Annotated in this window: 27 protein-coding genes and 1 pseudogene; 9 read left to right on the top strand and 19 right to left on the bottom strand. The window is 63.7% G+C overall.

Annotation, left to right across the window (positions count from 1 at the left end):
* The first annotated feature begins 93 nt into the window (after positions 1–93).
* Entirely contained in the window at positions 94–957 is an 864-nt protein-coding gene (locus ACQCSY_RS12310; RefSeq protein WP_427129135.1) for an SDR family oxidoreductase, read from the top strand.
* Between the two features lie 518 nt (positions 958–1,475).
* Here ACQCSY_RS12310 and ACQCSY_RS12305 read toward each other — a convergent pair.
* The 3 genes from ACQCSY_RS12305 to ACQCSY_RS12295 form a co-directional block, all read right to left on the bottom strand.
* Positions 1,476–2,444, bottom strand: coding sequence for a recombinase family protein (locus ACQCSY_RS12305; RefSeq protein ID WP_427129134.1), 969 nt, complete (start codon positions 2,442–2,444; stop codon positions 1,476–1,478).
* 507 nt (positions 2,445–2,951) lie between these two features.
* The gene (locus ACQCSY_RS12300) at positions 2,952–3,422 is read right to left on the bottom strand and encodes a type II toxin-antitoxin system Phd/YefM family antitoxin (RefSeq protein ID WP_427129132.1); all 471 of its coding nucleotides are present in this window, start codon (positions 3,420–3,422) and stop codon (positions 2,952–2,954) included.
* A gap of 121 nt (positions 3,423–3,543) precedes the next feature.
* Positions 3,544–4,236 (bottom strand): oxygenase MpaB family protein, encoded by a 693-nt coding sequence (locus ACQCSY_RS12295; protein WP_427129130.1) that lies wholly within the window; start codon positions 4,234–4,236, stop codon positions 3,544–3,546.
* Between the two features lies 1 nt (position 4,237).
* Between ACQCSY_RS12295 and ACQCSY_RS12290 the strand changes: the two genes are divergently transcribed.
* From ACQCSY_RS12290 to ACQCSY_RS12275, 4 genes and pseudogenes are all read left to right on the top strand, one after another.
* A complete protein-coding gene (locus ACQCSY_RS12290) occupies positions 4,238–4,612 on the top strand; it encodes a hypothetical protein (RefSeq protein WP_427129128.1) in 375 nt (124 codons plus the stop codon).
* Positions 4,613–5,268: 656 nt separating this feature from the next.
* Positions 5,269–5,925: a nuclease-related domain-containing protein gene (locus ACQCSY_RS12285; protein ID WP_427129126.1), complete on the top strand. Its 657-nt coding sequence runs from the start codon at positions 5,269–5,271 to the stop codon at positions 5,923–5,925.
* Between the two features lie 58 nt (positions 5,926–5,983).
* Positions 5,984–6,205: a zinc-ribbon domain-containing protein gene (locus tag ACQCSY_RS12280; RefSeq protein ID WP_427129124.1), complete on the top strand. Its 222-nt coding sequence runs from the start codon at positions 5,984–5,986 to the stop codon at positions 6,203–6,205.
* Positions 6,177–7,145 (top strand): annotated as a pseudogene (locus ACQCSY_RS12275) (zinc-ribbon domain-containing protein); the annotation flags it as partial. The gene ACQCSY_RS12280 and the pseudogene ACQCSY_RS12275, both read left to right, overlap by 29 nt.
* Positions 7,146–7,286: 141 nt before the next feature.
* On the opposite strand, the gene ACQCSY_RS12270 reads toward ACQCSY_RS12275, so the two are convergent.
* The 5 genes from ACQCSY_RS12270 to ACQCSY_RS12250 all read right to left on the bottom strand — a co-directional run bounded on the left by ACQCSY_RS12270 (position 7,287) and on the right by ACQCSY_RS12250 (position 13,293).
* On the bottom strand, positions 7,287–8,825 hold the full coding sequence (locus ACQCSY_RS12270) for an alpha-N-arabinofuranosidase (protein ID WP_427129122.1): 1,539 nt from the start codon (positions 8,823–8,825) through the stop codon (positions 7,287–7,289).
* Positions 8,826–8,891: 66 nt separating this feature from the next.
* Entirely contained in the window at positions 8,892–9,788 is an 897-nt protein-coding gene (locus ACQCSY_RS12265) for a carbohydrate ABC transporter permease (protein WP_427129120.1), read from the bottom strand.
* A gap of 2 nt (positions 9,789–9,790) precedes the next feature.
* Entirely contained in the window at positions 9,791–10,747 is a 957-nt protein-coding gene (locus ACQCSY_RS12260) for a carbohydrate ABC transporter permease (protein ID WP_427129119.1), read from the bottom strand.
* A gap of 27 nt (positions 10,748–10,774) precedes the next feature.
* A complete protein-coding gene (locus tag ACQCSY_RS12255; RefSeq protein WP_427129117.1) occupies positions 10,775–12,106 on the bottom strand; it encodes an extracellular solute-binding protein in 1,332 nt (443 codons plus the stop codon).
* A gap of 185 nt (positions 12,107–12,291) precedes the next feature.
* Positions 12,292–13,293 carry a LacI family DNA-binding transcriptional regulator gene (locus ACQCSY_RS12250; RefSeq protein ID WP_427129115.1) on the bottom strand — a complete coding sequence of 334 codons (1,002 nt, stop codon included), beginning with the start codon at positions 13,291–13,293 and terminating at the stop codon, positions 12,292–12,294.
* A 180-nt stretch (positions 13,294–13,473) separates the two neighbouring features.
* On the opposite strand from ACQCSY_RS12250, the gene ACQCSY_RS12245 reads away from it, so the two are divergent.
* A complete protein-coding gene (locus ACQCSY_RS12245; protein ID WP_427129113.1) occupies positions 13,474–14,730 on the top strand; it encodes a D-arabinono-1,4-lactone oxidase in 1,257 nt (418 codons plus the stop codon).
* 262 nt (positions 14,731–14,992) lie between these two features.
* Here the strand turns inward: ACQCSY_RS12245 and ACQCSY_RS12240 are convergent, their stop codons facing one another.
* The 4 genes from ACQCSY_RS12240 to ACQCSY_RS12225 form a co-directional block, all read right to left on the bottom strand.
* A complete protein-coding gene (locus ACQCSY_RS12240; protein WP_427129111.1) occupies positions 14,993–15,166 on the bottom strand; it encodes a hypothetical protein in 174 nt (57 codons plus the stop codon).
* Between the two features lie 250 nt (positions 15,167–15,416).
* Positions 15,417–15,578, bottom strand: a complete 162-nt coding sequence (locus ACQCSY_RS12235) for a hypothetical protein (protein ID WP_427129110.1) — start codon at positions 15,576–15,578, stop codon at positions 15,417–15,419.
* Positions 15,579–15,634: 56 nt separating this feature from the next.
* Positions 15,635–16,159: a hypothetical protein gene (locus tag ACQCSY_RS12230; RefSeq protein WP_427129109.1), complete on the bottom strand. Its 525-nt coding sequence runs from the start codon at positions 16,157–16,159 to the stop codon at positions 15,635–15,637.
* 894 nt (positions 16,160–17,053) lie between these two features.
* Complete coding sequence (locus ACQCSY_RS12225) at positions 17,054–17,368, bottom strand: hypothetical protein (protein ID WP_427129107.1); 315 nt, start codon at positions 17,366–17,368, stop codon at positions 17,054–17,056.
* Between ACQCSY_RS12225 and ACQCSY_RS12220 the strand changes: the two genes are divergently transcribed.
* The gene (locus ACQCSY_RS12220) at positions 17,354–17,503 is read left to right on the top strand and encodes a hypothetical protein (protein ID WP_426976468.1); all 150 of its coding nucleotides are present in this window, start codon (positions 17,354–17,356) and stop codon (positions 17,501–17,503) included. The genes ACQCSY_RS12225 and ACQCSY_RS12220 overlap by 15 nt on opposite strands.
* Before the next feature lie 322 nt (positions 17,504–17,825).
* On the opposite strand, the gene ACQCSY_RS12215 is transcribed toward ACQCSY_RS12220, so the two are convergent.
* From ACQCSY_RS12215 to ACQCSY_RS12205, 3 genes are read right to left on the bottom strand one after another with little or no spacing between them, the layout of a single operon-like run.
* A complete protein-coding gene (locus ACQCSY_RS12215) occupies positions 17,826–18,158 on the bottom strand; it encodes a Rieske (2Fe-2S) protein (protein ID WP_427129105.1) in 333 nt (110 codons plus the stop codon).
* A gap of 11 nt (positions 18,159–18,169) precedes the next feature.
* Complete coding sequence (gene nirB, locus ACQCSY_RS12210; protein ID WP_427129104.1) at positions 18,170–20,698, bottom strand: nitrite reductase large subunit NirB; 2,529 nt, start codon at positions 20,696–20,698, stop codon at positions 18,170–18,172.
* A complete protein-coding gene (locus ACQCSY_RS12205; protein ID WP_426976470.1) occupies positions 20,698–21,045 on the bottom strand; it encodes a molybdopterin oxidoreductase in 348 nt (115 codons plus the stop codon). The genes nirB and ACQCSY_RS12205 overlap by 1 nt, the downstream gene beginning before the upstream one ends.
* A 331-nt stretch (positions 21,046–21,376) precedes the next feature.
* Here ACQCSY_RS12205 and ACQCSY_RS12200 point away from each other — a divergent pair, with 331 nt between their 5' ends.
* Positions 21,377–21,802, top strand: coding sequence for a hypothetical protein (locus ACQCSY_RS12200; protein WP_427129103.1), 426 nt, complete (start codon positions 21,377–21,379; stop codon positions 21,800–21,802).
* Between the two features lie 224 nt (positions 21,803–22,026).
* On the opposite strand, the gene ACQCSY_RS12195 is transcribed toward ACQCSY_RS12200, so the two are convergent.
* Entirely contained in the window at positions 22,027–22,458 is a 432-nt protein-coding gene (locus ACQCSY_RS12195) for a DUF309 domain-containing protein (RefSeq protein ID WP_426976472.1), read from the bottom strand.
* 130 nt (positions 22,459–22,588) lie between these two features.
* Complete coding sequence (locus ACQCSY_RS12190; protein ID WP_427129101.1) at positions 22,589–22,984, bottom strand: VOC family protein; 396 nt, start codon at positions 22,982–22,984, stop codon at positions 22,589–22,591.
* 722 nt (positions 22,985–23,706) lie between these two features.
* Here ACQCSY_RS12190 and ACQCSY_RS12185 point away from each other — a divergent pair.
* Positions 23,707–23,922 carry a hypothetical protein gene (locus ACQCSY_RS12185; protein ID WP_426976474.1) on the top strand — a complete coding sequence of 72 codons (216 nt, stop codon included), beginning with the start codon at positions 23,707–23,709 and terminating at the stop codon, positions 23,920–23,922.
* Positions 23,923–24,024: 102 nt separating this feature from the next.
* On the opposite strand, the gene ACQCSY_RS12180 is transcribed toward ACQCSY_RS12185, so the two are convergent.
* Both ACQCSY_RS12180 and ACQCSY_RS12175 read right to left on the bottom strand, forming a co-directional pair.
* The gene (locus ACQCSY_RS12180; protein ID WP_427129099.1) at positions 24,025–24,810 is read right to left on the bottom strand and encodes an oxygenase MpaB family protein; all 786 of its coding nucleotides are present in this window, start codon (positions 24,808–24,810) and stop codon (positions 24,025–24,027) included.
* A complete protein-coding gene (locus ACQCSY_RS12175; RefSeq protein ID WP_427129098.1) occupies positions 24,811–24,981 on the bottom strand; it encodes a hypothetical protein in 171 nt (56 codons plus the stop codon).
* Between the last annotated feature and the right edge of the window lie 354 nt (positions 24,982–25,335).

Genomic DNA, 25,335 nt, shown 5'->3' with positions numbered 1-25,335 from the left:
TACCTGAAAGTGCGTACTCTCCATTGGGAAGCATCTTGCCTGTCCTCTGGTTATCTACGGTGACCAAGTACAAACGGTGAAAGGAACCACCCCATGAGCATCGTCATCACAGGCGCAAGCGGCCAGTTGGGCCAGCACGTTGTAGAAGCACTGCTGGAGCGCAACGTCCCCGCATCGGACATCGTGGCCACCGGCCGCTCCGTCGGGAAGCTTGCCGATTTTGCCGCCCGCGGCGTCCAGGTCAGGGCCATGGATTACACCGACCCTGCCTCTGTGGCGGCTGCCCTCCAGGGAGCCCGCAAGGTCTTGCTGATCTCCGGCAGCGAGGTGGGGCAGCGCGTGGAGCAGCACCGCAACGTGATCGAGGCTGCGAAGGCTGAAGGCGTGGAGCTGGTGGCCTACACCAGCATCGCGAACGCTGACACCACCGGCATGAAGCTCGCCGCCGAGCACCAGGCCACCGAAGCCCTGCTCCAGGAATCAGGCGTCCCCTTCGCGCTCCTGCGCAACGGCTGGTACCTGGAGAACTACACCGAGCAGCTTCCCGGCACGCTGGCGCAGGGCGCCGTTGCCGGAAGTGCCGGTGACGGCAGGGTCAGTGCCGCCTTCCGGGCAGACTATGCGCAGGCCGCCGCCGCGGTGCTGACTGCCGACGGCCAGGCCGGCAAGGTCTACGAACTGGGCGGGGACCAAGCATTCACCATGGCCGAACTCGCTGCCGAGATCAGCGCTGCCGCCGGCAAACCCGTCACCTACCAGGACATGCCCGCGGCCGACTACGCCGGCATGCTGGCCGGGGTGGGTGTCCCCGAGGCATTTGCCGACATTCTTGCCGATTCAGACCTAGGTATCGCCCGCGGGGACCTGCTCGTGAGCAGCGGCGACCTGCAGAAGCTGATCGGGCGCCCGGCCACCACGTTGGCCCAGGCCGTGCGCTCAGCGGTAGCTGCCGTCTAGTGACCCGCGCCTGAAATTCGTTTCCTTATTGTAAATGGGGTATGGCGAATGCGGGGCGGCCCGAAGGCCGGGTTGGAACCATCGGACGACGAGAGCCAGACGTTGGCTCGGTGGGCCCGGCAGCGGAAGTCATCGCAGGGTTTCACCGAGGCCTGCGCCCCTGTACTGCCGGTGGTGTTTTCTCAGGAGTCGCAGCCGTAGCTGGCTGCGGCGGCCTGGGAGCGCTGTCGGTGAGCAGGATGGGCGGAGCCGAGCGCGTCGGTGGTGGCGCCCGTGCTGGTGCGCATGCCGATGAGGTTACCGCCCCAGGAAGTGGCTGCCCAAGGTTTCGTCCTTCTCTTGCGTTGGATCGGGGGCCTGGATGAGGGCCGCCTCCGGACTTGTTCGTTTCCGGAGACGGCCCTGATTTGGTGGTCAGTCCCTCGCAGCGTGAGCGCCGGTAGTTCAGTCCATGAGTTGGGGTCGCCGTAGTATCGAGAACAAATCGGGCGGATATGGCTGGGTGGTAACCCGGCAGTTCAGTCGTGTCGGGTGCTCGGCTTGAGCGTGGCGAAGTCGGCGTGGGCTTGGTCAATGGCTTCGGGGTAGGCCTGACGTTTGTCGTGTTCGGTGAGCGCCCGGTAGATGCTGGCCAGGCTGGGGTTGCGGCCCTTGCGTTTGCCGGTGGGGATGATCAGGTCAGGGCGGATGTCATTGAGGGACTCGCCGTTCTTGCGGCGGCGCAGCACGGTGTACAGCATGTCGTCGGTGATGACCGGTGGGCGTCCGCCGTGGTTTCCCTTGCGGGCGGCGGCGTTGAGGCCTTCGAGGGTGGCTTCGCGGATGTTCTCGCGTTCGGTTTCGGCCATCGCGGCGAAGAACGCGAACAGCACCCGCCCGGTGCCGGTCGGGTCGTAGATCCCGGTGAGCGGCCCGGCGAGCATTTCCAGTGCGATGCCGTGTGCGGTGAGGTGATCGGCCAGTGCGGTGAGCTCGGCGGAATCGCGCCCGAGGCGTTTCATCTCGTAGACGGTGAAGATGACCCGGCAGTGCGGGGCGTGGGCCTTGATCTGCCGGGCTGCTTCCAGCGCGGCCTCGAACTTCGGGCGGACCCGCACGCGGGTGGAGATTTTCTCGGCGAAGATCTTTTCGCGCGGGATGCCGTGCGCGGCCAGCGCATCCAGCTGGGACTGGAGTTCCTGGGTCAGGTGAGAGCAGCGGGCATAGCCGACGCGGATATCCGCACTCGGCGTGTCTGCGGGGATTGGTGCCGGCGGCGGCGTGCCCGGCCGCCACGGCTGGCCGGGACCCCGGTCGCCCGGGGTCGGCACACGCAGTTCCTTCGCCAAGCGGGGGACTTTGGTGAACCGGCCCGTGTGATAGGTCGAGGCGACCGCTCCGGAGCGGGAACGGCACGGCGAGCCGGGCTGGACCTCGCAGCGGGGGCACCGGTGCCGCTCGACCTCATCGGCGTCGGAGGGGGCGCTGGCTCCGGTTTCGCTCCTCATCCCGAAATTCTCTCACAAACATTTCTTAGAAGTCGGCCCGCGCCTTCTTGAGTGAGAACGGGTTCTGAGAAGAACTCCGGCCTTCGCCGCTCAGCAGGGCCGCATCGTCGACGCTTTCTCAAAATCGGGCGTTTGCGGGAGGAGGGTCCGCGCCGTCCTCATTCAGAGATATCCCTTAGAGACCCCGGCCGCGAACCTAGGAACTCAAGGGTCATCTCTTACGAAGAGGAAACGACCTTCTTTGGACATCCGATCCGCCACTTGTCACCTAGGGACAGCTCTAGGAGTACCGGGCCTTTGTGGGTGACGAATTCGAGGTCACCCTTCATGCCATGGCAGGTGGTGTCGTCCGCGAGAGGGCTGGTGGTGAGGCGTTCCCATGCCGCGACCACCGTGTTGCGCTGTACGGCGAGGACATCAATCCACCCTTTGCGGGCATTGGACGTTCCAAAAACGATTTCGTACTCGCTGGGCGCAGAGGCCGGGGAACCGTCTCCTTCTTAGGGCTCACTTCTCTGCTCGGGGGTCGTCAACGGCCTCGGACTCGTCCAGCCAGTCGAGCTCGGTGTCCGGGGTGTAGCCGGAGGCGACGGCCTCCGCGGTTGCCTTCCACTCGGATAGAACGACGAACAACCTGTCGAAACTTGAAATGGACGCACAGGCCCGGGAGACGTCGACTATTTCGGATGCGAACTGCTCGCGCTGCTGTGCCGGCAGAAAGCCAAGCCAGGGGAATGGGATCAGGAGCCTGTCGGCGAAGCTCGATTCTCCCGGGGCGAGCGATGCGGCGACCAGGCTCGCGGCCAGCTGGAGTGCCTCGTGTTCCCGCTCAACTGTCTTGGACCGAAGGAGCATAAGGGGCTCACCGTCACGACGGGTGATGGTTACAGGACCCTCGTCTGCAGCGCGGAAGACCTGTGCGGGATTCCTGGACAGGTCCGAGGAGCTGGCGGTGCGGCTGATCATGACGGTACTCATGAGTCCATTATTCTGAATATGTTCAGAAAATGCAATCCGCTGGCGTGCTTACGTATGCGCTGTTATCGGCGTTGGGCTGCCGGCCCCTTATCTCCGGGGCAGCCGCAAGGTGTCGGCCTTGCTATGTGTGCCCCAACGCTGGGGCGAGCTGGCCAAGGTAATAGTTCTTGGGCCAGTGCCTGAGCCGTTGCGGAAGCAGCGGATAAACCCTGGCCAAAAGATTTATCGTGCGTTCGAAACACAGACGGTGCCGCCGGTTCCACGGCAGCCGGAAGTCCTTCCGAAGCCGGCGCGGCAGGAGCCCTGCCGTGATCAGGCGCGCCAGGGGCATGACCAGGCGCATTACGGCCGGTCCGGCTGACGGATAAAGCAGGTCACGTGCGACGCGCACCGCGACCTCGTCGGCTTCCAGTCCGGCCAGGGTGCGGTTCCAGTATTCGCGGAAGGCCGCCCTGTCAGCGGGCCACATCTTCTCCGGCAACTGCAGGGCAGTGCCGATCTTGGCGTACTCGCGGTAGACAACATCGGCCGAGGCGTCGTCGAGCGGACCATGGATTTTCTGGTGGACCGTGACCATTGTGTCGTACAGGGTTGCAACTACCCAGAGCTGGGTTTCGGCGTCGAAGGCGTTGTACCCCCTCGAGGTGGCGTCCGGCTGGCGGAGGACACGGGCATGGGCCCGGTTCACGACACGCCTGACGGCGGCCACCTGGCCCGAGGTGCCGTAGACCACGGCGTAGACATAGCTCATCGTGCTGCGGAGCCTGTCCAACGGGCGCTCGGAGAAGTTGCTGTGCTCAGCGATGGCCCGCACTATGGGGCGCTGGGAACGCGGCTACCTTGATGCCGAGAACGGCACGGCTGCCGGCCTTGATGCCGAGCTGGGCGGGCGCTGGGTTCCGCAGTCCTTCCCGGCCTCGTTGTTCGCCACGCCGGAAGATAAAGAGTCCAGGTGCGCGGCGAACGCGGCTGCCGTCGCAGCCGACTATGGATGCGTCAGTGAGTACGTCGTGTACCGTGTCGCGGATAAGGATTCCGGCCCCGAGCTGGAATCCAAGAAGGGCCGGCCCAGTCAGAACGGGCCGCTGGTAGACGGCGACACCTTGGCCGCAGTCTGCGCATCGTCAGCGACACGCGAAACAACTCCAGCCAAGGGCAGACCGCCGACCCGCCAGGACTTTGGTCGCTGACCGTGGACTGGGGGCGCGGGTCTTCGCGTTGGTCGTTTTGATACTGGCCCTAGCCAACACTGTCCGGCGTTGAGCACCGGCTGGCATGCAGTCAGCGTGTCAGTTCTAGAATCATTGGCGAGCGAATCCTGCTGCAGCGCCAAGGTGACGAGGGTATCAGCCAGCCCTCATGCCCGAAGCGTCCTGGCGATTCGATGCTTGATTCATATTGCTTGGCTAGTGCGTATCCGGTTAGCTCAGGTTGTGTCAGCGGCACTCAAAAAGAGAGCCCCAAACAGACCTGTTCGTCGCCGAACCCCTCCTGGTACTCCCAAAATCGTCCGCGGAAAGCCGGGTGGGTCCATTGCCTCAATTTACCTGAGCTAACCGTCTACGCACTGCTTGGCTTATGATCGGTCACATGTCCGACGACCGAACGGTGATCCATGGGATCTGATCCTGCATCCGTAGATTTTCCGGGGCCACCGGCCACGGCTTCTGGGCAGAATCCGGAAGTTCAAGAACACTCCGGTCATTTGAGCGGTCGCATTCCGGCCCAAGCCGTCATCGGTGAACTGATGGCCTGCAGGGAACGCGACGTGCCACGATCTCCGCTGGGCCGTTTCTTCGGGGCTGACCCGCTGAGCGTGGACAGCCGCCCTTGGTACAAAGGTGCTTTGGGTGAAATAGCTGTGGGTAGAATTCTCGCGCGGCTGGGACCGGAATGGACGGTCCTGCATGCCGTCCCCGTCGGCGCCGGCGCCTCCGACATTGATCACGTCCTGATAGGCCCGGGCGGGGTTTTTACCCTCAACACCAAGAACCATTCAGGCCAGTCTGTCTGGGTTGCCGGGCGCACTCTCATGGTGGCGGGCAAGAAGCAGCGCCACATCGCCAACTCGGTCCACGAAGCGGTCCGGGCCGCAAAATTCCTCACCACCGCAGCGGGTGAGGTCGTGCCAGTCACCGGCGTCCTCGTTATCGTCGACGCCAAGAGCCTACCGGTCAGGGAGAAGCCGGCTGATGTTGTGGTTGTTACCGACCGGCAGCTGCTGCGCTGGCTGAACCGTCGCAGGCGCGTTCTCACCCCAGAGCAGATTGCGGGCATAACGGCGGCTGCCATTCTCCCGACAACGTGGCACCGGAACCCGGCGCCCGACGGGGACATTACTACCCTTCAACAGGGATTTGAGAATCTTCGCAAACTCGTGGGCCGGGCCCGGCGGCGTCGGGCTGCATGGGCCCTTGCCCTCGTTGTCGTCTTGGTCATTGTCCTGGCCAACGTCGTCCCTATGCTCGCCGGAGTGGCTCTGCAGAGCCTTATGCACCGATGAAAAGCAGGGCCGCCAATATCGCCAATATGCGGGAGTCGTCAGCGCACGGAGTGACTCTATGACGTTCGAGGAACCCGCCGTCGCTGCTGGCCCGTGCGGAAGGCGGCGGCAGCCGGTACATGATGAGGGAATTCGATCCTTGGCACACTTGTTTCCCGACGTTACAGCCCAACGGGATCCCGATAAGAACACTCTGCTTCCGTCCCAGGTCAGGCCAGGAAGCAACCGACCCATATGGTGGTTATGCGAAAATGGACACTCATGGTCTGCGGCTCCCTAATACACGCACGAAGGGGCACGGGTGTGCCGCATGTAAGGGCATGAAAGCCACGACGGAAAACAATCTCGCCGTCATCCGGCCGGACTTGTTGCCCACATGGCACCAAGAGCTAAACCTGTTTGGTCCCATCCCGACCGAGGTTCTTCCTCAGTCCAACAAGGACGTCTGGTGGACGTGTTCGAAAGACCCGACCCATGACTATCAGGCTTCCCCGGAATCCCGTTTCCGCGGTGGAGGATGCCCCTTCTGCGCGGGCAAGAAGGTAAACGCCTCCAACAGTGTTGCCGGAACGAGCGCTGTTCTGGCCGGCGAATGGGACCCAGCCAGTTCGCGGAGCGCCGAGGACGTCGCAAGGGGAAGCGACTATGTGGCGTCCTGGATATGCCGCAGGGACCCCGCGCACCGGTGGGAGGCCGTTGTCAGCTCCCGTCCGTCAAGCGGGGCCGGCTGCCCGTTCTGCGCCGGCAAGCGGCCAATGGAGCACAACCGACTCGACATCAACCGTCCCGAGCTGGCAAGAGAATGGCATCCCACAAAAAACGGAGAACTGACCCCGGCCAACCTGACCACAGGTAGCAGCAGACGGGTCTGGTGGATCTGTCCCAGGGAGCCCGAGCATGTTTGGTTGGCTCCGGTGCGTGCGCGGGCCCTGGACGGTGACGGCTGCAAGTGGTGTGCTCCTGCCATTCGATCCAGAGTAGACGTGGCGCTGGCCTGCGAATTCGCGGCTGTCTTCCCATGTGATGTAGATCCCCGGGAGCAGGAGCGCCTTGACCTTGGCCACAACAGGCCCCATACCGTGGACGTTCTCATCAAATCCCACGGAATCGTGATTGAGTTCGACGGGTCCTACTCCCACCGTGGAGAGGCCCACGAACGAAGGGATCGATCGAAGACAGATCGTCTTCGCAGCGCCGGATACAAGGTGATCCGTATACGCGAGGAGCCTTTGGCTTTGTTGGATCCGGAGCACGATGTGACTGTGGAGAGGGCTCGGCGTCCTCAGGGGCCAGAACCTGGCGGAGCGGACGACGGCGGGACCTCCCGCCGTCGTCCGCTCAGAGCTGGTGCGGCAATGGAGTCAGTTTTTGACGACGTCCAGCTCAATCACAGCCCAGGACAGCGCCGGCAGCGTTGCCCGGAGTTCGGAGCCGCTCGCCTTCGCCCCTTCCAGAGGTTTGAGCCCCACCTGGTCCGGACGGCTTTGCGTATTGGCCGTGAAACGGTTCCCGCCTTCCGGAATTTCCAGGACCTCGGCGCGGACTACCTGGCGGGCGTCGAACCCGCGCAGGGCGACCTCGACGTCGGCAGCTTCCTCCAGGCCCCGGTTCGCGAAGAACAGTGCCACGCGCCCCGTTTCCTCGTTCCACGTTGCGCTGACGTCCACCAGGTCGGTGCCGCCGAAGCGGGCACTTTCGTACTTGTCCGAGTCAACAGACAGGCGCAAGATCTGGCCCTTGGCCAGCTCGGCCATCCGTGCGAACGGGTGGAAGATGGTCTGGCGCCAGGCCGGACCATTTTCCTCGCTAAGGATCGGCGCGATCACGTTGACCAGCTGTGCCTGGTTGGCGATCTTGACGCGGTCGCCGTGGCGGAGCAGAGAGTTCAGCAGGGTTCCCACCACCACGGCGTCCGTCACGTTGTACTTGTCCTCGATGACCCGAGGGTGCTCGCGCCAGCCCGCCTTGGCGACGTTGTGCGGCTGGTCCTCGGTGTCCAGGCCGCGCTGGTACCAGACGTTCCACTCGTCGAAGGACAGGTTGATGTGCTTCTTGTGTTTGCCCTTGGCACGCACGGCATCGGCGGTGGCGATCACCGATTCGATGAAGTAGTCAGTGTCCACTGCGCTGGCGAGGAAGCTGCCGACGTCGCCCTCGTTTTCCTGGTAGTAGGCGTGGAGGGAGACGTAGTCCACCTCGTCGTAGGTGTGCGTCAGGACCGTCTGCTCCCAGTCGCCGAACGTCGGCATGCCGGAGCTGGAACTTCCGCAGGCAACCAGTTCGATGTCCGGGTCCACGAAGCGCATGGCCTTGGCGGCTTCCTGAGCCAGTCGGCCGTATTCCTCAGCGGTCTTGTGGCCGATCTGCCACGGCCCGTCCATCTCGTTGCCCAGGCACCAGAGCTTGATGCCGAACGGGTCCTTGTGGCCGTTCTTGGCGCGCAGGTCTGACCAGTAGGTGCCGCCGGGGTGGTTGGCGTATTCCACGATCTCGCGGGCTGCGTCGACTCCCCTGGTGCCCAGGTTGATGGCTTCCATGATTTCCGTGCCGGCCTGGCGGGACCAGTCCACGAATTCGTGCAGGCCGAACGTGTTGGTCTCCACGGTGTGCCAGGCGCCGTCCAGCCGGCGGGGCCGGTTCTCCCGCGGGCCGATGCCGTCTTCCCAGTTGTAGCCGGAGACGAAGTTGCCGCCGGGGTACCGGATGACGGTGGCACCGAGCTCCTTGACGAGCTTGAGCACGTCCTGGCGAAAGCCGTTCTCATCGGCCTCCGGGTGGCCCGGCTCGTAGATGCCGGTGTAGACGCAGCGGCCCATGTGCTCCACGAAGGAGCCGAACAGGCGGCGGGGTACTTCGCCGATGGTGAAGTCGCGGTCGAGGGTGATCCGTGCGCGGGACATGTGCAGTATCTCCTTGGTTGTGGAACAGGACTGTTGGTAGGTGTTTGGCAAGCGTTAGGTGCCGGTTCAGGTACCGGCCAGGCCTGTCGTCGCGACGCCCTTGATGATCTGGCGCTGGAAGAACAGGAAGACGAGGATCAGGGGCAGTGCCGCGAGGAGCGCGGAGGCCATGTTCTGCGCGTACTGGATGCCGTACGCGCTCTTGATGGTTTGCAGGCCCACCGGAAGGGTGAGGAGCGCGCCGTCGTTCGTGGCAATGAAGGGCCACAGGAAGTTGTTCCAGGCGCCGATGAACACGAAGATCGCGACGGCGGCCAGGATGGGCCGGGACAACGGCAGGATGATCTGGGTGAAGATCCGCACGCGGCTGGCACCGTCCATCACAGCGGCTTCTTCAAGTTCGCGGGGAATCTGGTCGAAGAACTTCTTGAGCACGAACACCATGGCCGGGTGGATGACCTGCGGCAGGATGATGGCCCACGAGGTATCGATCAGGTGCAGCGCCAGCATTTGGTAGAAGAGCGGGATGATGAGGACCGGCGGCGGGACGATGATCGAGGCAATGATCACCGTCATCAGCACCTTTTTGCCCTTGAAGTCGATCCGGGACAGGGCGTAGGCCACCAGCGCCGAGATCACCAGCGTGATCGCCGTGATGGCCGCCGAGGTGTAGAACGAGTTCCAGGTCCAGAGCGGGATGTTGCCGTCCTGGAACACCTTGACGAACGCTTCAGCGGTAAAGCCCGACGGCGGTATCCAGCTGACCTTCGGAGCGGCGGCATCCGTCTCGGTCTTGAAAGCGGTGGCCGTGGCCCAGGCAAACGGAATCAGCCACAGCACTGCGATGAAGGCCGCAACAACGATCGCGGCGATCTTGCCTGCGGTCATCTTCTTGCGCGGGCGGCGGATCCCTTCGCTGGTGCTTGTGCGTGGGGTGGGACGGGTGAGGGTAGGGGTTGCCATTGTTATGCACTCCTGCGGCGGGTGATGGCGAACTGCATGGCCGAAATGAGCACGATCAGTCCGAAGAAGATGTAGGAGATGGCTGCGGAGTACCCCAGCCGGTAGCCGGTGAAGCCGGTTTCAAAGATGTACTGCACCACTGGGCGGGTTGATCCTCCGGGCCCGCCGGCGGTCATTTGGTACACCTGATCGAAGATCTTCAGGGACGCGAGGATCTGGAGGAGCACGATCATCACCGTGGTGGGGGTCAGTTGCGGCAGGGTGATCGAGAAGAACTGCCGCCAGGCTCCGGCGCCGTCCAGGGACGCTGCTTCGTAGTGCTGTGCAGGGATGTTCTGCATCGCGGCCAGGTACAGCAGGAAATTGAACCCCACGGTCCACCACAGCGTGGCGATGACGATCGCCCACATGGCCACGTTGGGATCGTTGAGCCAGGCGACTTTGGGGAGGCCGATCTTGGCGAGGAAGTCATTGATCAGGCCAAGCTGCGGGTTGTACATCCAGGTGAAGAACAGCGAGACCACGGTGGAGGCCAGCAGATACGGGGCAAAGTAGGAGAGCCGCCACAGCCACTGGGCAGGCAGCCCGACGTTCAGCAGGGCCGCCATCACCAGGGCCACGAGGACCAGGGGGACGGTGCTGATGACGGTGAAGTAGAGCGTGTTTCCCAGGGAGTGCCACATGTCAGCGTCGGCCAGTGCCTCGGCGTAGTTCGCGAAGCCGATCAGGCTGTCGTTGGCGCCGGTCAGGGACTTGCCCGTGAGGCTCATGTAGACGCCATAGAGAATGGGCCACACCAGGAAGACAAGGAAGAAGACCAGGAACGGGGTGGCGAATCCCCAGCCGCTCAGGTTGCTCCTGCTACGGCTCTGTGATGGGCGGCGCGTTTGTTGGGGTTGGCTCCCTGTGGCGATGTCCGGCTGACCGGTGCTGTGCCGGGACGCTATTGAAGAACTCATGAAGGACTCCTTTGTCGCTCGGTGCCGTTAGACCGGGTTGGGCCGGGAAAGAAGGGTGTTAGTGCGGCGCTCAAAGGCGTCCCAACCTGCGGCCGCCTTATCGCGACCCAGGAGCACGTTCTGGACGTTCTCCGCAAAGTAGGTCTGCCAGTCCGAGCCCGAGCCGCTGAACCAGGCTTCGGGATCGTAGGCGATGATATCCGCTGCGTTGGCGTAGTGAATCTGCGGCGTGAGGTCGCGGTATGCCTGTGACTGGACCACGGGCTGGTAGGCCGGAATATGCCCGGCTTCTGCCCAGGAGAGTGATCCTTTGAGGACATCGCTCACGAACTTGTAGACGTCCCGCCGTTTCGCTTCATCCACATTCAGCTGCCGCGGCAGGACGAACGAGTGCGAGTCTGCGTAGGCTGCCGGCGTTCCGTACAGCGTGGGAATAGTGGCAGCGTCCACCGGAAGTCCGGCTTTCTTGAGCGTGGGCAATTCCCACACTCCGCTGAACAGCATTCCCGAGCCACCACGGGCGAACTCCGCGATGCCCGTGCCGATGTCGCCGCTCTTGGCAGCGATGGTGTCATCAAAGAGCGACGCCATGAATTCCAAGGACTCAATGGCAGCGTCGCGGTCCACTTTCATCGGCTGGCCCTGGATCAGTTCCATGTCCGCGCCGTGCTGCTTGTAGAGCGTGTAGAAGAGCCGCCACATCTGGGAGCCACTGCCGAGGTAACCGAAGGACAAACCATGGGCCTGGGTGACCTTCTGCATTTCCCTGGCCATGGCCATGAACTCCTGCGGAGAAGTTACTTCCTGCAGTTGTCCGTTGCCGCCGAGGACGCCGGCTTTGCGGGCGATGTCCGTGTTGTAGAACATGACGAACGGGTGCGAATCCAGGGCGATGGAGAACACTTTGCCGTTCTGCTGGCTCTTCTCCCAGATTCGTGGCGCAAAGTCTTCCCCGGTAACGCCGTGCTCGGCCAGCAGGTCAAGGTCCCAAGGGTCAATGAGCCCGCCCGGGGCGTATCCGGGAACCCTGCTGGCATGCATGATCGCTACTTCCGGTGGCCGCCCGCCGGCCGATGCCATGGCCAGTTTGGTGTAGTACGGCGGGCCCCAGGCCAGGACCGTGGGTTGCACCTTGAAGCCGGGGTTGGCCTGGTTCGCGCTGCTGATCATCGCCTGCATCTTGATGCCGTCACCACCGGACAGGAGATGCCAGAAACCAATGTCCCGCATGTCAGAGGCCTGGGCGTTTCCGCCGCAGCCCGTCAGGCCGCCTGCTACCAGGACACTGCCTAAGGCTGCCGATCCTGTCAGTAACTGCCTTCGGGACAACTGCTTCCCGAAAAATTCAAACTGCTTCACCCGACACTCCTTTGGATGGGCCCGCTGCAAGGTCACTTCTTGTTGCTCAAAACTCCGGTTCCGGCGCGTCCCCCGTTCCCGGGCCGTTGCCTGCGGGGGGTGACGCACGCCTCACATTACATCGATGTAATGGACAGGGCAAGAGAAAATTGTTAGCGCACACAATTTGGTGGGCTGCTCTCGTTTCAGATGCGGCTGCTGTCCCGCTCCACGATGGTGTAGTCCATGGAAACCACGCGCTGCTCGTGGCCCCTGTCGGCCATCCGCTCCGTGAGCAGGCGCAGGGCTTCGCTGGCAATAGCACGCTTATCGAAGGAGACTGTGGTCAACGACGGAACCGCGTAGCGGCCGTCGGCGATGTCATCAAAGCCCGCCACCACAATGTCCTCCGGGATCCGCAGGCCCCTCTTCCAGAGCACACTCAGGGCGCCGATGGCCATGGAATCCGTGAAGCAGAACAGTGCCTCGGGAAGCGGATGGGAGTCCAGGTAGGCAGTGAGCGCATCGGCAGCAGTCTGTGGCGTCCACTTTTCGCAGGGAATCAGCAGTGACTCGTCCCGTTCGATGCCAAGGATCTTCAACGCCTCTTCATAGCCCTGAGTTCTCTGTATCGCCGCAGCCGATCCCCTGCCTTGGGTAGTTCCCAAGACGGCGATCCGTCGGCGCCCGGTCTGCGCCAGGGCGAGAGTCATGTCGCGGGCGGCAGCGACGCTATCCACAAAGACGCGGTCGGCAAGCCTTTGCGTGACCTCCCCGAGCAGGACCACGGGCGGAAGGGCAACGCCCACCTGGACGGCACTCTCGTCCAGCACCACAGGGTTAAGGATCAGTCCGTCGATCAGGTTGGAGCGGGCGCGCACCATGAGTTCGTGCTCACGCTGGGGATCGGAGCCGGTTTCCTCGATCTGCACGATCCAGCCCTGCTCGTGCGCCACCTCCACAATGTGGTGGGCAATTTCTGCCGAGTACGGCGTGCCAAGATCAGGCAAGGCCAGCGCAATCACACCGGACCTCCCATTGCGCAGCCCGCGGGCGGAGAGGTTGGGCACATAATCCAGTTCGAGAATGGCCTGCTCCACTTTGAACCTGGTGGCTCCACTAACCGGAACGATTCCATTCATGACGTTCGAGACAGTCTTGGGTGAAACGCCGGCGCGACGCGCGACATCCTTGACTGTTGCGCGCACTACTCCCCTTTCAAAGCCTTCTGGGCCAAAGCCCGCAGCAGTGGCTGCCGCTGCGGATGACCTGCTGACGATGATACCTCCCGCGCCTCGACGAGAGGCGGCGGAAGCGGCTTGACAGGGAAATTGTTAGCGCTCACAGTTGTTGGAGCGAAAGTTAGCCTTCACCCGAAAGCCGAGCAAATGAAGAACTGGGCAGGAAATCTCAATTACTCATCAGCGGACGTCAAGCGCCCGGAGTCGGTGGCTGAGCTCGCCCAGGTGGTGGCGCGCTCCAGTAGGGTCAAGGCCCTGGGATCGCGGCACTCCTTCAACCGCATAGGGGACACAGACGGCGTGCACGTGCTGCTGGATGCACTGCCGCAGCAAATCGAACTGGACTCGGAACAGCAGAGGGTCCGCGTCAGCGGCGGAGTGAGCTACGGTGCGCTGTGCCGTACGCTGCAACAGTCCGGCGTGGCCATCCACAATCTGGCGTCACTGCCCCACATTTCCGTGGCAGGGGCAATCCAGACGGGCACCCATGGATCCGGCGTGAGCAACCCCTCCCTGGCCGGAGCGGTGGAGGGCATTGATCTGCTCCGGCCCTCCGGCGAGCAGGTGTCACTGTCCCGCGCGGACGGAGAGGAATTCCTGGGCAGCGTGGTTGGCCTGGGCGCTCTTGGCATCGTCACCGGCCTCCAGCTTGCCGTCCGGCCGAGCTTCAGCATGCGACAGCGTGTTTTGGAAAACCTGCCGTGGGAACGGGCGCTGGCGGACTTCACGCAGCTTGTGTCCAGCGCCTACAGCGTGAGTCTTTTCACCGATTACGTGGGCGATTGCATCGGCCAGGTCTGGCTCAAGGCGCTGGACTCGGAGCCCTCCATCGGTGAATTGTTCGGGGCCACGGCAGCCATCCGCCCGCGGCACCCGTTGCCGGGGATGTCGGCCGAGAACTGCACAGTCCAGATGGATGAGCCCGGGCAATGGCTGAACCGGCTACCGCACTTCCGCCACGAGTTCACGCCCAGCAAGGGTGAGGAACTGCAAAGCGAATTCATCCTGCCGCTGGAGCAGGCACCTGCTGCGATCCAGGCAGTGCGGAGCTTGGCGGACAAACTTGCGCCCCTGCTATTTGTCTCCGAAATCAGGACCGGCGCCGGGGACGAATTCTGGCTCAGCCCCTTCTACCGGCAGCAGAGCGTTGCACTGCACTTCACCTGGAAGCCGCTGCAGCCGCAGGTGGAAGCCTTTCTTCCGCAGCTCGAAGACCTGCTTCGGCCGTTCGGGGCCAGGCCGCACTGGGGCAAGCTTTTCACGCCCGACGGTCACGACTGGGAGTCCCTCTACCCCCGCTTAGCGGACTTCCGCTCGCTTGCATCGGCGCACGATCCGGAGGGAAAATTCCGCAACGGGCTGCTGGACAGCATCCTCGGAGTCCCGGCGGTGAGCTCACGCTAGTCTGCATTCCCGCTCGACCGTCCTGTATGTGGGTTCCCAAATGGGATGGCTCTTGCATGCGCCGAGCCCGACCGTTGCCAGCGTCCGCTGACTGCGTGCATTCGCTGGCGCTGGTCAGCAGGGTCGTGGGTGGTCCTGGATCAGGCCGTCACACCGGCCCTGAATCAGGTTGACATACTCAGAAGGGCCCCGGAATCTGCCGGGGCCATTTACATGCGCTGCTCCAACCGTGTTTCCGTGGCCGCTACTGGCGAGTACAGCGTCAGTCGGAACGTGGGCGCAGTAGTGCCCGCACCGACACGACCAGCAGTCTGACGGTCCCGGCCAGGGCCACCAGGGCTGTGAATGCGGCGACCTGGGAGAGGAACATCAGCAGGGCCACCACGAGGGTGCCCGTGTACGTCAGGCCAAAGGCAAGGGTGGACGGGTCAGGCATCAGTCCTCACCACTGAACCCATCATGCGCTGGTGCGGTGACAGGCGACGGCAGCGGGCACAGTTCCTGCACCAGTGCCCTGAGCTGTACAGGCCGGAAGGGTTTGGTCAGGTAGGCGGTAGCACCGGCTGCCATGCCGTCGAGTTCGTCACCGTCCCTGGCCGTCCGGTGATCATGATGATCGGCGCATTTGAATATTCCCTGAGGCCGCGGGCAACATCGTGGCCGCTTATGTCCGGTAAGCCGAGATCCTACGTAATCAGGGTCGGGTCCAGTGCCCTGGCCGCGCGAATCCCTGCCGCCCCGGTGGATGCGGCCCGTACTTCAAAGTCCATGCCGGAGAGGATCAGTACGAGCAGTTCCCGGATGTCGAGGTCATCTTCGATGACAAGGCAAATCCCGCGTGAATTCATGTGGTCCCCCCGGCCAATTCCTCACTATTCTACGGGCCTTCCCTCCCCGGCTGAGTTCAAGCGGGCGGCGGCGGAAGTTGAAAGATGAAGCGGTCATCGGGGGACCAAATGTGCTCGTCGTCGCATCGGTAGCCACGCAGCCACGCTTGACCGTCTACGACTCGAAGATAGAAGCCCTTCGGATACTCGTCGTCCTGGCTAAGAGCTTCGGCGGCCACTGTGAGGCCGCCATCGGGTGCCCGCCCCGAAGACATCACCGAGTCGCGAGACTCCATCTGCCCGTTCAGAGCCATGCGCAAATAGGGCCCAGTATCCACCGGGCACAGCAACAAACCCTGTTGCTGAGCAACCTCGAAGATCTGAGTAAGCGTCGCCCCACTGGGAAGCCCGAGTTCGGCGACCGTACGCTCTGTGACCACCACGGGACGAGAGTCCCGGTCGTCGAAGACGAGGTCCTCGAGCAGGGTTTCCGCGTGACTGTTAACAAGGATGCCACGCGCGCTCAGGCAGATCATCAGCTGGCGCCGGGAAAGCCCACCGACCCATACTTCGAGTCGTTCGACGCGGGTTCTGTCTGGCATGGGTCTCCTTTAGGTGAGTGTCTGCTACGGGCTGGTGCCTCACTCTACGGGGGCCAGGTTCGCCGCTCGCAAAGAAGCGCCGCCAACGGGTCTGGTCAGCTACACGCCGGCGCTTCCGTAAGCCCATCCCTCACCGGGCCATTCGATCAGGTGGCATCTGCCGCTGTCGTCGCCTTGCGGATTGCCGCCCTCCATCCCCAAACAAGGTGCTGAGTGCCCACCTCAAAGTGTCGGTAGTTCGAGGCGAAGGCGGTCGGCACAAAAGGGCTATTCGCGACGACTTGCAGACCTCCCTCAGTAAAAAGCTCAATCCGCGTAAGTCCTTGCTCTGTGACGGCCAGACCCTTCACATCTCGGTCCGTGGGTGGCTCTGCCCCGCTCCAAGGTAGCGCTCCAACCACGAAGGTGGAGCGGGAGCCGGCTCCTTCGCGTTTAAGCTCAACGACTTGGAGGCAGGCCCAACGCCCTCCCTCACAAGGAACAGCAATGATGTCTCCCGGCTCCAAATCTCCGCTGGTTCTTGGGCTGAATGGGAACTGGCGATTGGTCATGCTTGAAGTGTCCCAGAACAATCCAAGGCGCCTGCCTAAACAACACACGCTCCCGGCTTGGGATCTTTCACTTCTCTAAGATCGTTGCCCTCACGCGCCCGTAAGCCGGTCCCCTTCCGGCCGGGCCGGCGGCCCAACCGCTGCTTCAGGAAACCCTTGTCATTGCGGCTCTGGATGATTCCCGTATGACCCGCCCGAGAAACTGCCCGGTGAAGGTGCGACAAACGGACGCCGACGCAGCTCTTAATTCAACAACCCAGTGTCTTGAAAAACAATCCTTTGCTGAGATGTCCCCATAGACAAGCGTCCTTTAGATCGCATCCCGTGTGCCGGGGATATTTGGCTACCTGAAAGCCTCGAGTGCCATGCCGACAAAGGCCAGGACTCCCATGCACATGTACATGAAGCCCATGAACTTTATCGTCGGAACATCGGCGAAGGTGAAGCCTTCCGGCGGTATTCCTTTGCTCTCTTTGTACATGCGGGACCAGCCAGTTGCGGCGCCGTTGACGTCCCTGAAGATGCAGAGGCCAAAAAGAAAGATTGAGAGTCCAATGACGGAGACAATCAGCAGCAGCAACCATTCCGGACCCTTCAGCGCTCCAACGAGAAAGCAGAGGACGAAAGACGCGAGGTGGCGGGTGTGGAGGGTGAACACGTGGCCCGGCTGTGGTTTGTCGGCGCGAACCCCTGGCTGGGCGAGGTCTCCCCGATCGAAGCAATCCGGGACATGCGCGCCAAGGATGTCATGGGCGCGGCTGCCGCCATGACCGACGACAGGTTCTCCGCTTGACGCAGGTCTGTGCCGCCACGGGGCCGGCCTTCGTAGAGGGCCCAGTTCTCCTGAAGGTGTCGTGAGCCGCCAAGTTTGTAGGCCCTGTGCTCCTGGAGGTGTCCTCAGGGGCAATGCGGTGAATCAGAACCCGCCTGTAACCCGTCGGGGTATGGCCGGGACCGAAACGCGGAGTTCAGGGACACATAATTCGGGTTATCCCGCGTTTGGGGAAATTATCTGGACAAAAACTCACAACGCGTCGAAGGTTCGCGCGGCCTGCCCAGCTTACAAGACCCGGGCGGCTGTCCGTGACGCGGGCAACACCAAACCGGCGCCATCCCTAATTAATGACGCCACTCCGGCCAGTTTTCAGAACGATGTTCTGTTCACCGTCGGTACGAACCTCGTAGCTGCGCAGCGGCTCAGCCCCGGTAGTGGAGCACCCGGTGTCCAGCTCGAAGGCATTCTGGTGCAGCGGGCACATCACCACCCGCTGGTCGATGGTGCCGTCAGCGATCGGCCCGCCCCGGTGGGGGCAGACGGCGGACAGCGCGCGCAGGGTTCCGTCGCGGAGCCGGAAGACCGCCACCTGTTCGCCGTCGACTCCAAAAGCCCGTCCCTCCCCGAAAGGGATCTGATCGACGGGGCCGAGGTTGCGAAGGCCGGCACTCATCGGACGCGTACTCATCGGACCGGCACCTGCGGCAGGACCGTGAGCGGCAGGGAGGTGCGGAACTGGCCCGGCGTGAGCGGATCTTCGCGCTCACTCCACGGATCCACGTAGCTGTCCACGGAGGCTTGCATGGCGGCGTCCAGTTCGGCGGCGATGCCGTCCGCGTCATCAACCACCACGGCACGGATGTGCTCAATGCCCACCCGTGGCACAAAGGCATACGTCCGTTCCAGCCAGTTGGCGTTCTGCCGGTAATACTGCATGAAGCGGCCGGTCAGCAGCTTAACGTCCTCCGGATCATCCACGGTGGCCAGCAAGTCGCCCTTGCGGATGTGGGCTCCCGCCGCTCCCCCGACGTAGACCTCCCAGCGGCCGCCTTCCACCGCCACCACGCCCACGTCCTTGACCAGCGACTCGGCGCAGTTGCGCGGGCAGCCGGACACGGCCAGTTTCAGTTTCGCCGGCGACTCGATGCCCTGGAACCTCGACTCGATCTCGATGCCCAGCCTCGTGGAATCGCCGGTGCCGAAGCGGCAAAAGTCCTTCCCAACGCACGTCTTGACCGTGCGGAAGCTCTTCCCGTACGCATACCCGGAGGGCATGTCCAAGTCGGCCCAGACGTGTGGCAGGTCCTCTTTGGGAACGCCCAAAAGGTCGATGCGCTGCCCGCCCGTCAGTTTGATCATGGGGATGTTGTGTTTTTCGGCGACGTCGGCAATCCGGCGCAGCTGCTGCACGGAGGTCACGCCGCCCTTCATCTGCGGAACCACGGAGAACGTGCCGTCGCGCTGGATGTTTGCGTGCACGCGGTCGTTGATAAACCGGGCATCGCGCTCGTCAATGTACTGGTCTGCCAGCATCATTTTCATCAGCGAGGCGAGGCCCATTTTCGACTTCGCGTCTTCTGCGCTGTCCGGCGCCAGGGCGGCAAACACCGCTGACACCGAGCGGAGCCCCTGCTTCCGGATGGCTGCCATCAGCGAGGGCTTGTCCAGCGGAATGCCCGGTACGTAGTAGCTGGCTGCCGGATCCTCCTCCACGTCACCGTCGGCCGCCCATTCCACCACCTGCTTGACCAGGAGCTTGCAGGAACCGCAGCCCTTGCCTGCCCGCGTGGCATCCATTGCGCCCGCGACGGTATTGCAGCCGCCCTTGACAGTGTCCACCAGCGATTTCTTGCTCACGCCGTTGCAGTTGCAGACCTGGGCGTCGTCGTCCAGTTCAGCCACGCCCTGCTCCTCGGCCGGGCCGCCCAGATCAAACATCAGCGAGATCCGCTCCTCCGGCAGCGGCAACCCCCTGTCGAAAGCCTGGGTGAGATAGGCCACCTTGCGGCTGTCGCCCAGCAGGGTCGCACCCACCATTTTGTTGTCCCGGATGACGATCGACTTGAACACGCCCCGGCTCGGTTCGGAGAAAACGATGTGCTCGTCCGTGTCGCGCTCCGGGCCGTGCAGGCCCATCGACGCCACCTCGACGCCAGCCACCTTGAGCTTGGTGGCGATCCGCGAGCCAAGGTACGCCGCGGAGGTATCCGCACCCGTGATGTGGTCTGCCAGGACAACGGCCTGCTCCCACAGCGGCGCCACGAGTCCGTACACCTCCCCCCGGTGCTGGACGCACTCACCCACCGCGTAGATGTCATCCTCGTCCAGGACGCGCAGCTGGTCATCCACCACAATGGCACGTTCAACGGGCAGGCCGCTGAGGACGGCAAGATCGACATTGGGGCGGATGCCCGCGGCCACCACCACCATGTCGCACTCAACGTCCGGCTGGTCCCGCAGCCGGACCCCGGTCACCTTATCCGCGCCGAGGACAGCGATGGTGCGGCTCCCGGTGTGCACCCTGATGCCGAGGGCTTCCACGCTCCGGCGAAGGATGGCCCCGCCGTCGGGTCCCATCTGGGCATTCATCAGGTGCGCGCCGGAGTGCACCACGTCAACACCGACGCCATGGCTCTGCAGCCCGCGGGCAGCTTCCAGGCCCAGCAGCCCGCCGCCGATCACCACTGCCCGGTGGTGGTGATCATGCTGCGCGTGCTGCACCATGTTGCGGGTGTCATCGATGGTGCGGAAGGTGAACACGCCGGGCTTGAGCGATCCGCCGGGTGTGTACAGACCGTCCATCGGAGGCATGAAGGACCGGCTGCCCGTGGCGATGATCAACACGTCGTAAGGAATGACGTGGCCGTTGTTGGCGAAGACGTACTTGGTGAACCTGTCGATCCGTTCAACCCGGACGCCGGCGTGCAACGTGATGTTGTTTTCCCGGTACCAGGGCAGGGAGTTCAGGAAGATTCCGGAGTCGCTCTCCTCGCCGGACAGGACATGGCTGAGCATGATCCGGTTGTAGTTGCCGTAGGGCTCATCACCGAACATCGTGATGGTGAACTGCTCCGCACCGCCGCGGGCCAGGATTTCCTCCACGGCACGGGCCCCCGCCATCCCGTTGCCGATCACCACAAGCCGGCGGCGTGCGGCGCGCTTCCCCTGCAGCGCCTGGGGCTTGGGCTTGCCCTTATACAAGATGGTGGTCATCAGTGTTCCACCATGCCCAGGTCTATGACCACGGATCCCTCGACGCCGTCCGCTGCCAGGAGGAACAACTCGATCACCGACCCGCCTTCGATGTCCTCCACCACCCTGAGGGGCACGTGCACGTCGCTCTTGGCGCCGATGGGGAAATACCGCATGGGCACGCCGTCGCGCATCAGGACGATCGTGATCAGCTCGGAACAGGAGTTGCCGCCGCGAAAATAGAGGGTCTGGTTGATGACCCCGTCCGGAACGAAGTGCGCGAGCTCCCGGTGGATGGGAACCGGCTTTTGAAGTCCGGCTCCCTCAAAGCGGAAGACGCCCTGCAGGAAAAGGTTCTTGGTGATCACGGGACAGATCCTTTCGGCCGGCTGAGTACACCCCCGCAGTCGAGCCGCACGAGTGCTACATGAGCGTGGGAATCACAGACTCCCCCCATCCTGCTCCGCGGTTGTTTCGGCCCGGCGCGCAGGGCGTAACGATTCCTTAACGCAAATCTCACCGTTTCCGGAGGCTACGCCAGGGCACCGTCCCGCATGGCGTACCGGAGCCAGTTCCCGGCTTCGGCGCCGCGCTCGCTCCCGATTTCCCGGGCGCAGTTGCTGAACCATTCCCCCAGGGCCCGGTGCTCCTATTCGTGTCCTCATGTGACAAGTAAGGGCGGACTCGGAGTCGCTACCGATGGTTTCCGTTCCAATGTTCCCCATGGGCCGGTCCCTGCAGGATCTGGGCTCATTCTTTGAAATTGACCGGATCCTCTCCGCCCCGGCCGCCCGGTGCATGGAAACCGTGGTTCCGCTGGCGCACCGCGAATCACTGACGGTGGAAGTCACCCACGATCTCTCCGACGGCCGCATCGAACATGCGATGCGGCTTGTCGACGACGCCCGCGGTACCGGCACCGTGCTGTGCACACATGAGGATGTCGTCTCCGGGGTCCTGGCCCGCCTGGCCGACCGCGACCGGACCACCCTGGAGCCCCGCGCCGGCCGGCGGCGCGGCTCCGTCTGGGCTCTGACCGGCGACGCATCGCGCTACACCTCCGCGTACTACCTCCCCATGCCCGAACCGGTCCACGCCCCTGACCTGGGCCCGGCGAATAATTGACGCGACGGAACTCAACAACCAGGTTCGTCAGACGGGACCGCCGCACCATGTGACGTCACGCGGCCGGAAGGCCCGTGTCTGACTTAACTGTCACAACGCGGCGGAAGTCATTCCTGGCTGGCAGAGGGTTCCGCTAACGGGACAAGTTATTGGTCAAGCAAACTCTCAGTAGTCCCCCGGAAATAGTGCCTCCGCCGCCTGCCGCGAGGATGCTGGTCGCCAGCTCAGCGGCCGGTGCGCATCCGATCACGTGCGCAACTCACAACGGCGGACAAGTCGAGCCCGTAGGTCGGCCCTTCGCCGGAACCGTACTCCTCGAGTCGGGCCGCACCGCGCTCGAAGAGCCGGAGCGCGCCAACGCTGTTGCCCCGGGCGGCGTGGGTGAGCCCGACGCAGATCTGGGCGAGACCTTGCCAAAGGTTGCGTTCTTCGGCCGGCCCAGCTTTCCAGCGGGACTCGAGTACCTCATGGGCGGCGAAGGGCCGGCCAGCTTCCACCAGACTCCGGGCCGAGACCAACGTCTGCGCCGGCGGCAGCGGCTCCTCCGAGACCGGCTCGACGCCAGCGCTTCCGTACGGCAGCGGCCGCCCAAGAGCGTCACGTGGCCGGGCCTGCCGCGGGCGCCTTGAAGCATCCCGATCCCTGTCACCGGTCATTGCAGTTTCCGCCCTGAGCGTCCGTGGACCTCACCAACCTTCATACGACCAATGCTAAGACCCTGCCCTTCGAACATCCGTTCCGCCGCAAAGGATGCCGTCGGGACGGCGGCCGCGAGAGAAGAAATGATCACCGCTGGTCGCGTCGCAGCGGGTGATCCTTCGGAACCTCAACGAGCACGATGCGCACCCCGTCGGGGTCCGCGATCCACATCTCCACCAGCCCCCACGGCTCCTGCTGCGGCTTGCGGATCACCGGTACCCCGGCCGCCCGCAGCCGATCGTACTCGAGCTGCACGTCGCGGACCTGAATCCAGATCGCCAGGGCACCCCCCTGCGGATCAGTCGACCGTCCGCCGACCTCGAGAAAACCGTTTCCCAGGAAGAACACCAGGCCCGGCGCATCACGACTCCCGAACTCTCGGTAGATCGCCAAGCCCAACGTGTCCCGATAAAACCGGTGGCTCCGCTCAGGTTCGGACGGATGAAGCAGGATGCGGCTCCCAAGGACTTCCATGTTCTCCATCCTGCCCTCGAGCCATGCACTTCGCTCGCCGCGTGCTTGTGAATTCTTGGTGTTGCGTTCAAGGATCCCGTTGGGCGGCGAGCTGCCACATCGATCGGGGCGCCACGGTCGACGCCGAATCTGCTGCACCGACCGTTCCCCTTACGGACGCACACTGACTAGTTTCCTTGGACAAACTGCCGGTTGAAACTGACTGTGTCCGTGCCAAGCGGCATCTGAGAGGGCGTCATCGCCAACACCCGGCGCGCGTTGTCTTTCCGCTTCTTGAGCTGACCCGGTAGATACCTGCCTTCGAACGCCCTTAGCGTACGATTTTTCCGTTTTCTGAAGCGACCCCCTAACCGCCGCAAACGCACCAGATGATCCCTCGCCCACATGTGGACGGCCTGAGCTTCCGCATGGCTCCACCCGCCCACATGATGGACGACCGACCACCAACACCTCTAATAGTTCCATTAGAGGCGGTCCGGAAGGGCACCCCGTGGCCCGTTCCGGACCACCCACGGGGACGGCCGCAAGCGCGGCCGGTACGTGATGGCCGGGGCAACAGATGATCTTCCTGGGCTGTTTCGACGCCCTGGAAGCCGAGGGCTGCGCCACCCGCGGCCGCGGGCTTGCCGTAGCTGATCCGGCCGTTACGATGTGAGTCGCAGCGCCTGCCGTGTCCAGGACCGGAGGTTCAGCGATGCCGCACTACCCCGACGAAGTGGTCAGCTGGGCGCGTGAGGATCTGCTGCAGGCACTGGCCGACGAGTCCGGATCCCCGGCCGAGGCACCCGAGGATCCTGGACGCCTACGACCAGGTCATCAGCGGATGGACGCTGAGCGCGGAGGACCCCGACGCCGGGTACGCGCGTTACTTCCAGGATGGGCCCGTAGCCACCCGGCGGGAGCTTGTCGCCGTGCAGGACCGGGCCAACGGGCGCGTCCTGCTGTAGCCGGGGCGCTGCACCTGGTTACGGCCGGGAGACGTATGCGCTGTTATCGGCGTTGGACTGCCGGCCCCTTACCTCCGGGGCAGCCGCAAGGTGTCGGCCTTGCTATGTGTGCCCCAACGCTGGAGCGAGCTGGCCAAGGTAATAGTTCTTCGGCCAGTGCCTGAGCCGTTGCGGAAGCAGCGGATAAACCCTGGCCAAAAGATTTATCGTGCGTTCGAAACACAGACGGTGCCGCCGGTTCCACGGCAGCCGGAAGTCCTTCCGAAGCTGGTGCGGCAGGAGCCCGGCCGTGATCAGGCGCGCCAGGGGCATGACCAGGCGCATTACGGCCGGTCCGGCTGACGGATAAAGCAGGTCACGTGCGACGCGCACCGCGACCTCGTCGGCTTGCAGTCCGGCCAGGGTGCGGTTCCAGTATTCGCGGAAGGCCGCCCTGTCAGCCGGCCACATCTTCTCCGGCAACTGCAGGGCAGTGCCGATCTTGGCGTACTCGCGGTAGACAACATCGGCCGAGGCGTCGTCGAGCGGACCGTGGATTTTCTCGTGGACCGTGACCATTGTGTCGTACAGGGTTGCAACTACCCAGAGCTGGGTTTCGGCGTCGAAGGCGTTGTACCCCCTCGAGGTGGCGTCCGGCTGGCGGAGGACACGGGCATGGGCCCGGTTCACGACACGCCTGACGGCGGCCACCTGGCCCGAGGTGCCGTAGACCACGGCGTAGACATAGCTCATCGTGCTGCGGAGCCTGTCCAACGGGCGCTCGGAGAAGTTGCTGTGCTCAGCGATGGCATGACCGATGGCAGGATGGGCGATCTGCAGCAAGACGGCGCGCCCCGCGCCGGCAAGCAAAACACCCTCCGCCCCGATGTCGGCAAGTCCACGAACCATTCAAACACTGTACCCGAGCGGTTTTCTGGGGTGGGCGTTCGCGATGATGGCCAGCGAGCCCAGGAATGACACCGCGTGGGAAAGGGCAAGAAAGCCCAGCAGTGCCGCGATCTGATGGCCGATGCCCGGTATCGGCCGGGCAGGGACGGGTTGTTCAGATTTTGCGGGCACTGATACACCTTGGCCAATCCCTGGGCGCCCGTCAAACCGGACGCTGCGCCGGAACCGGTAACCTCCAGGGGCAGCGGGTGCCGCAACCCGATAATAATCAACCGGGATGGCTGTGCACCGAAAACGGGCCACCGCCCCGGTGAACGGGACGGGCCCCCGCTGTACCCTGGTTGAGGCCGTCCGGGTGTGGGCTCAGCCGACGAGTTCGGCGCTGGACCTGCTCAATACTTTAAGGACACCGGCCACAAGTCCCGAACATGGCCAACGCCGCCGACTACCCGGTGGGCAGATCTAATGGCCATGAGCGGGCAGTTTTCATGGCCACCAGCGGGCATTTCTGCTGGCCGCCCGTGG

The sequence above is a fragment of the Pseudarthrobacter sp. S9 genome, assembly GCF_050156545.1.
Taxonomy (GTDB): Bacteria; Actinomycetota; Actinomycetes; order Actinomycetales; family Micrococcaceae; genus Arthrobacter.
The sequence above is the reverse complement of the archived record's forward strand: the minus strand, read 5'-3'. Positions and strand labels throughout refer to the sequence as shown.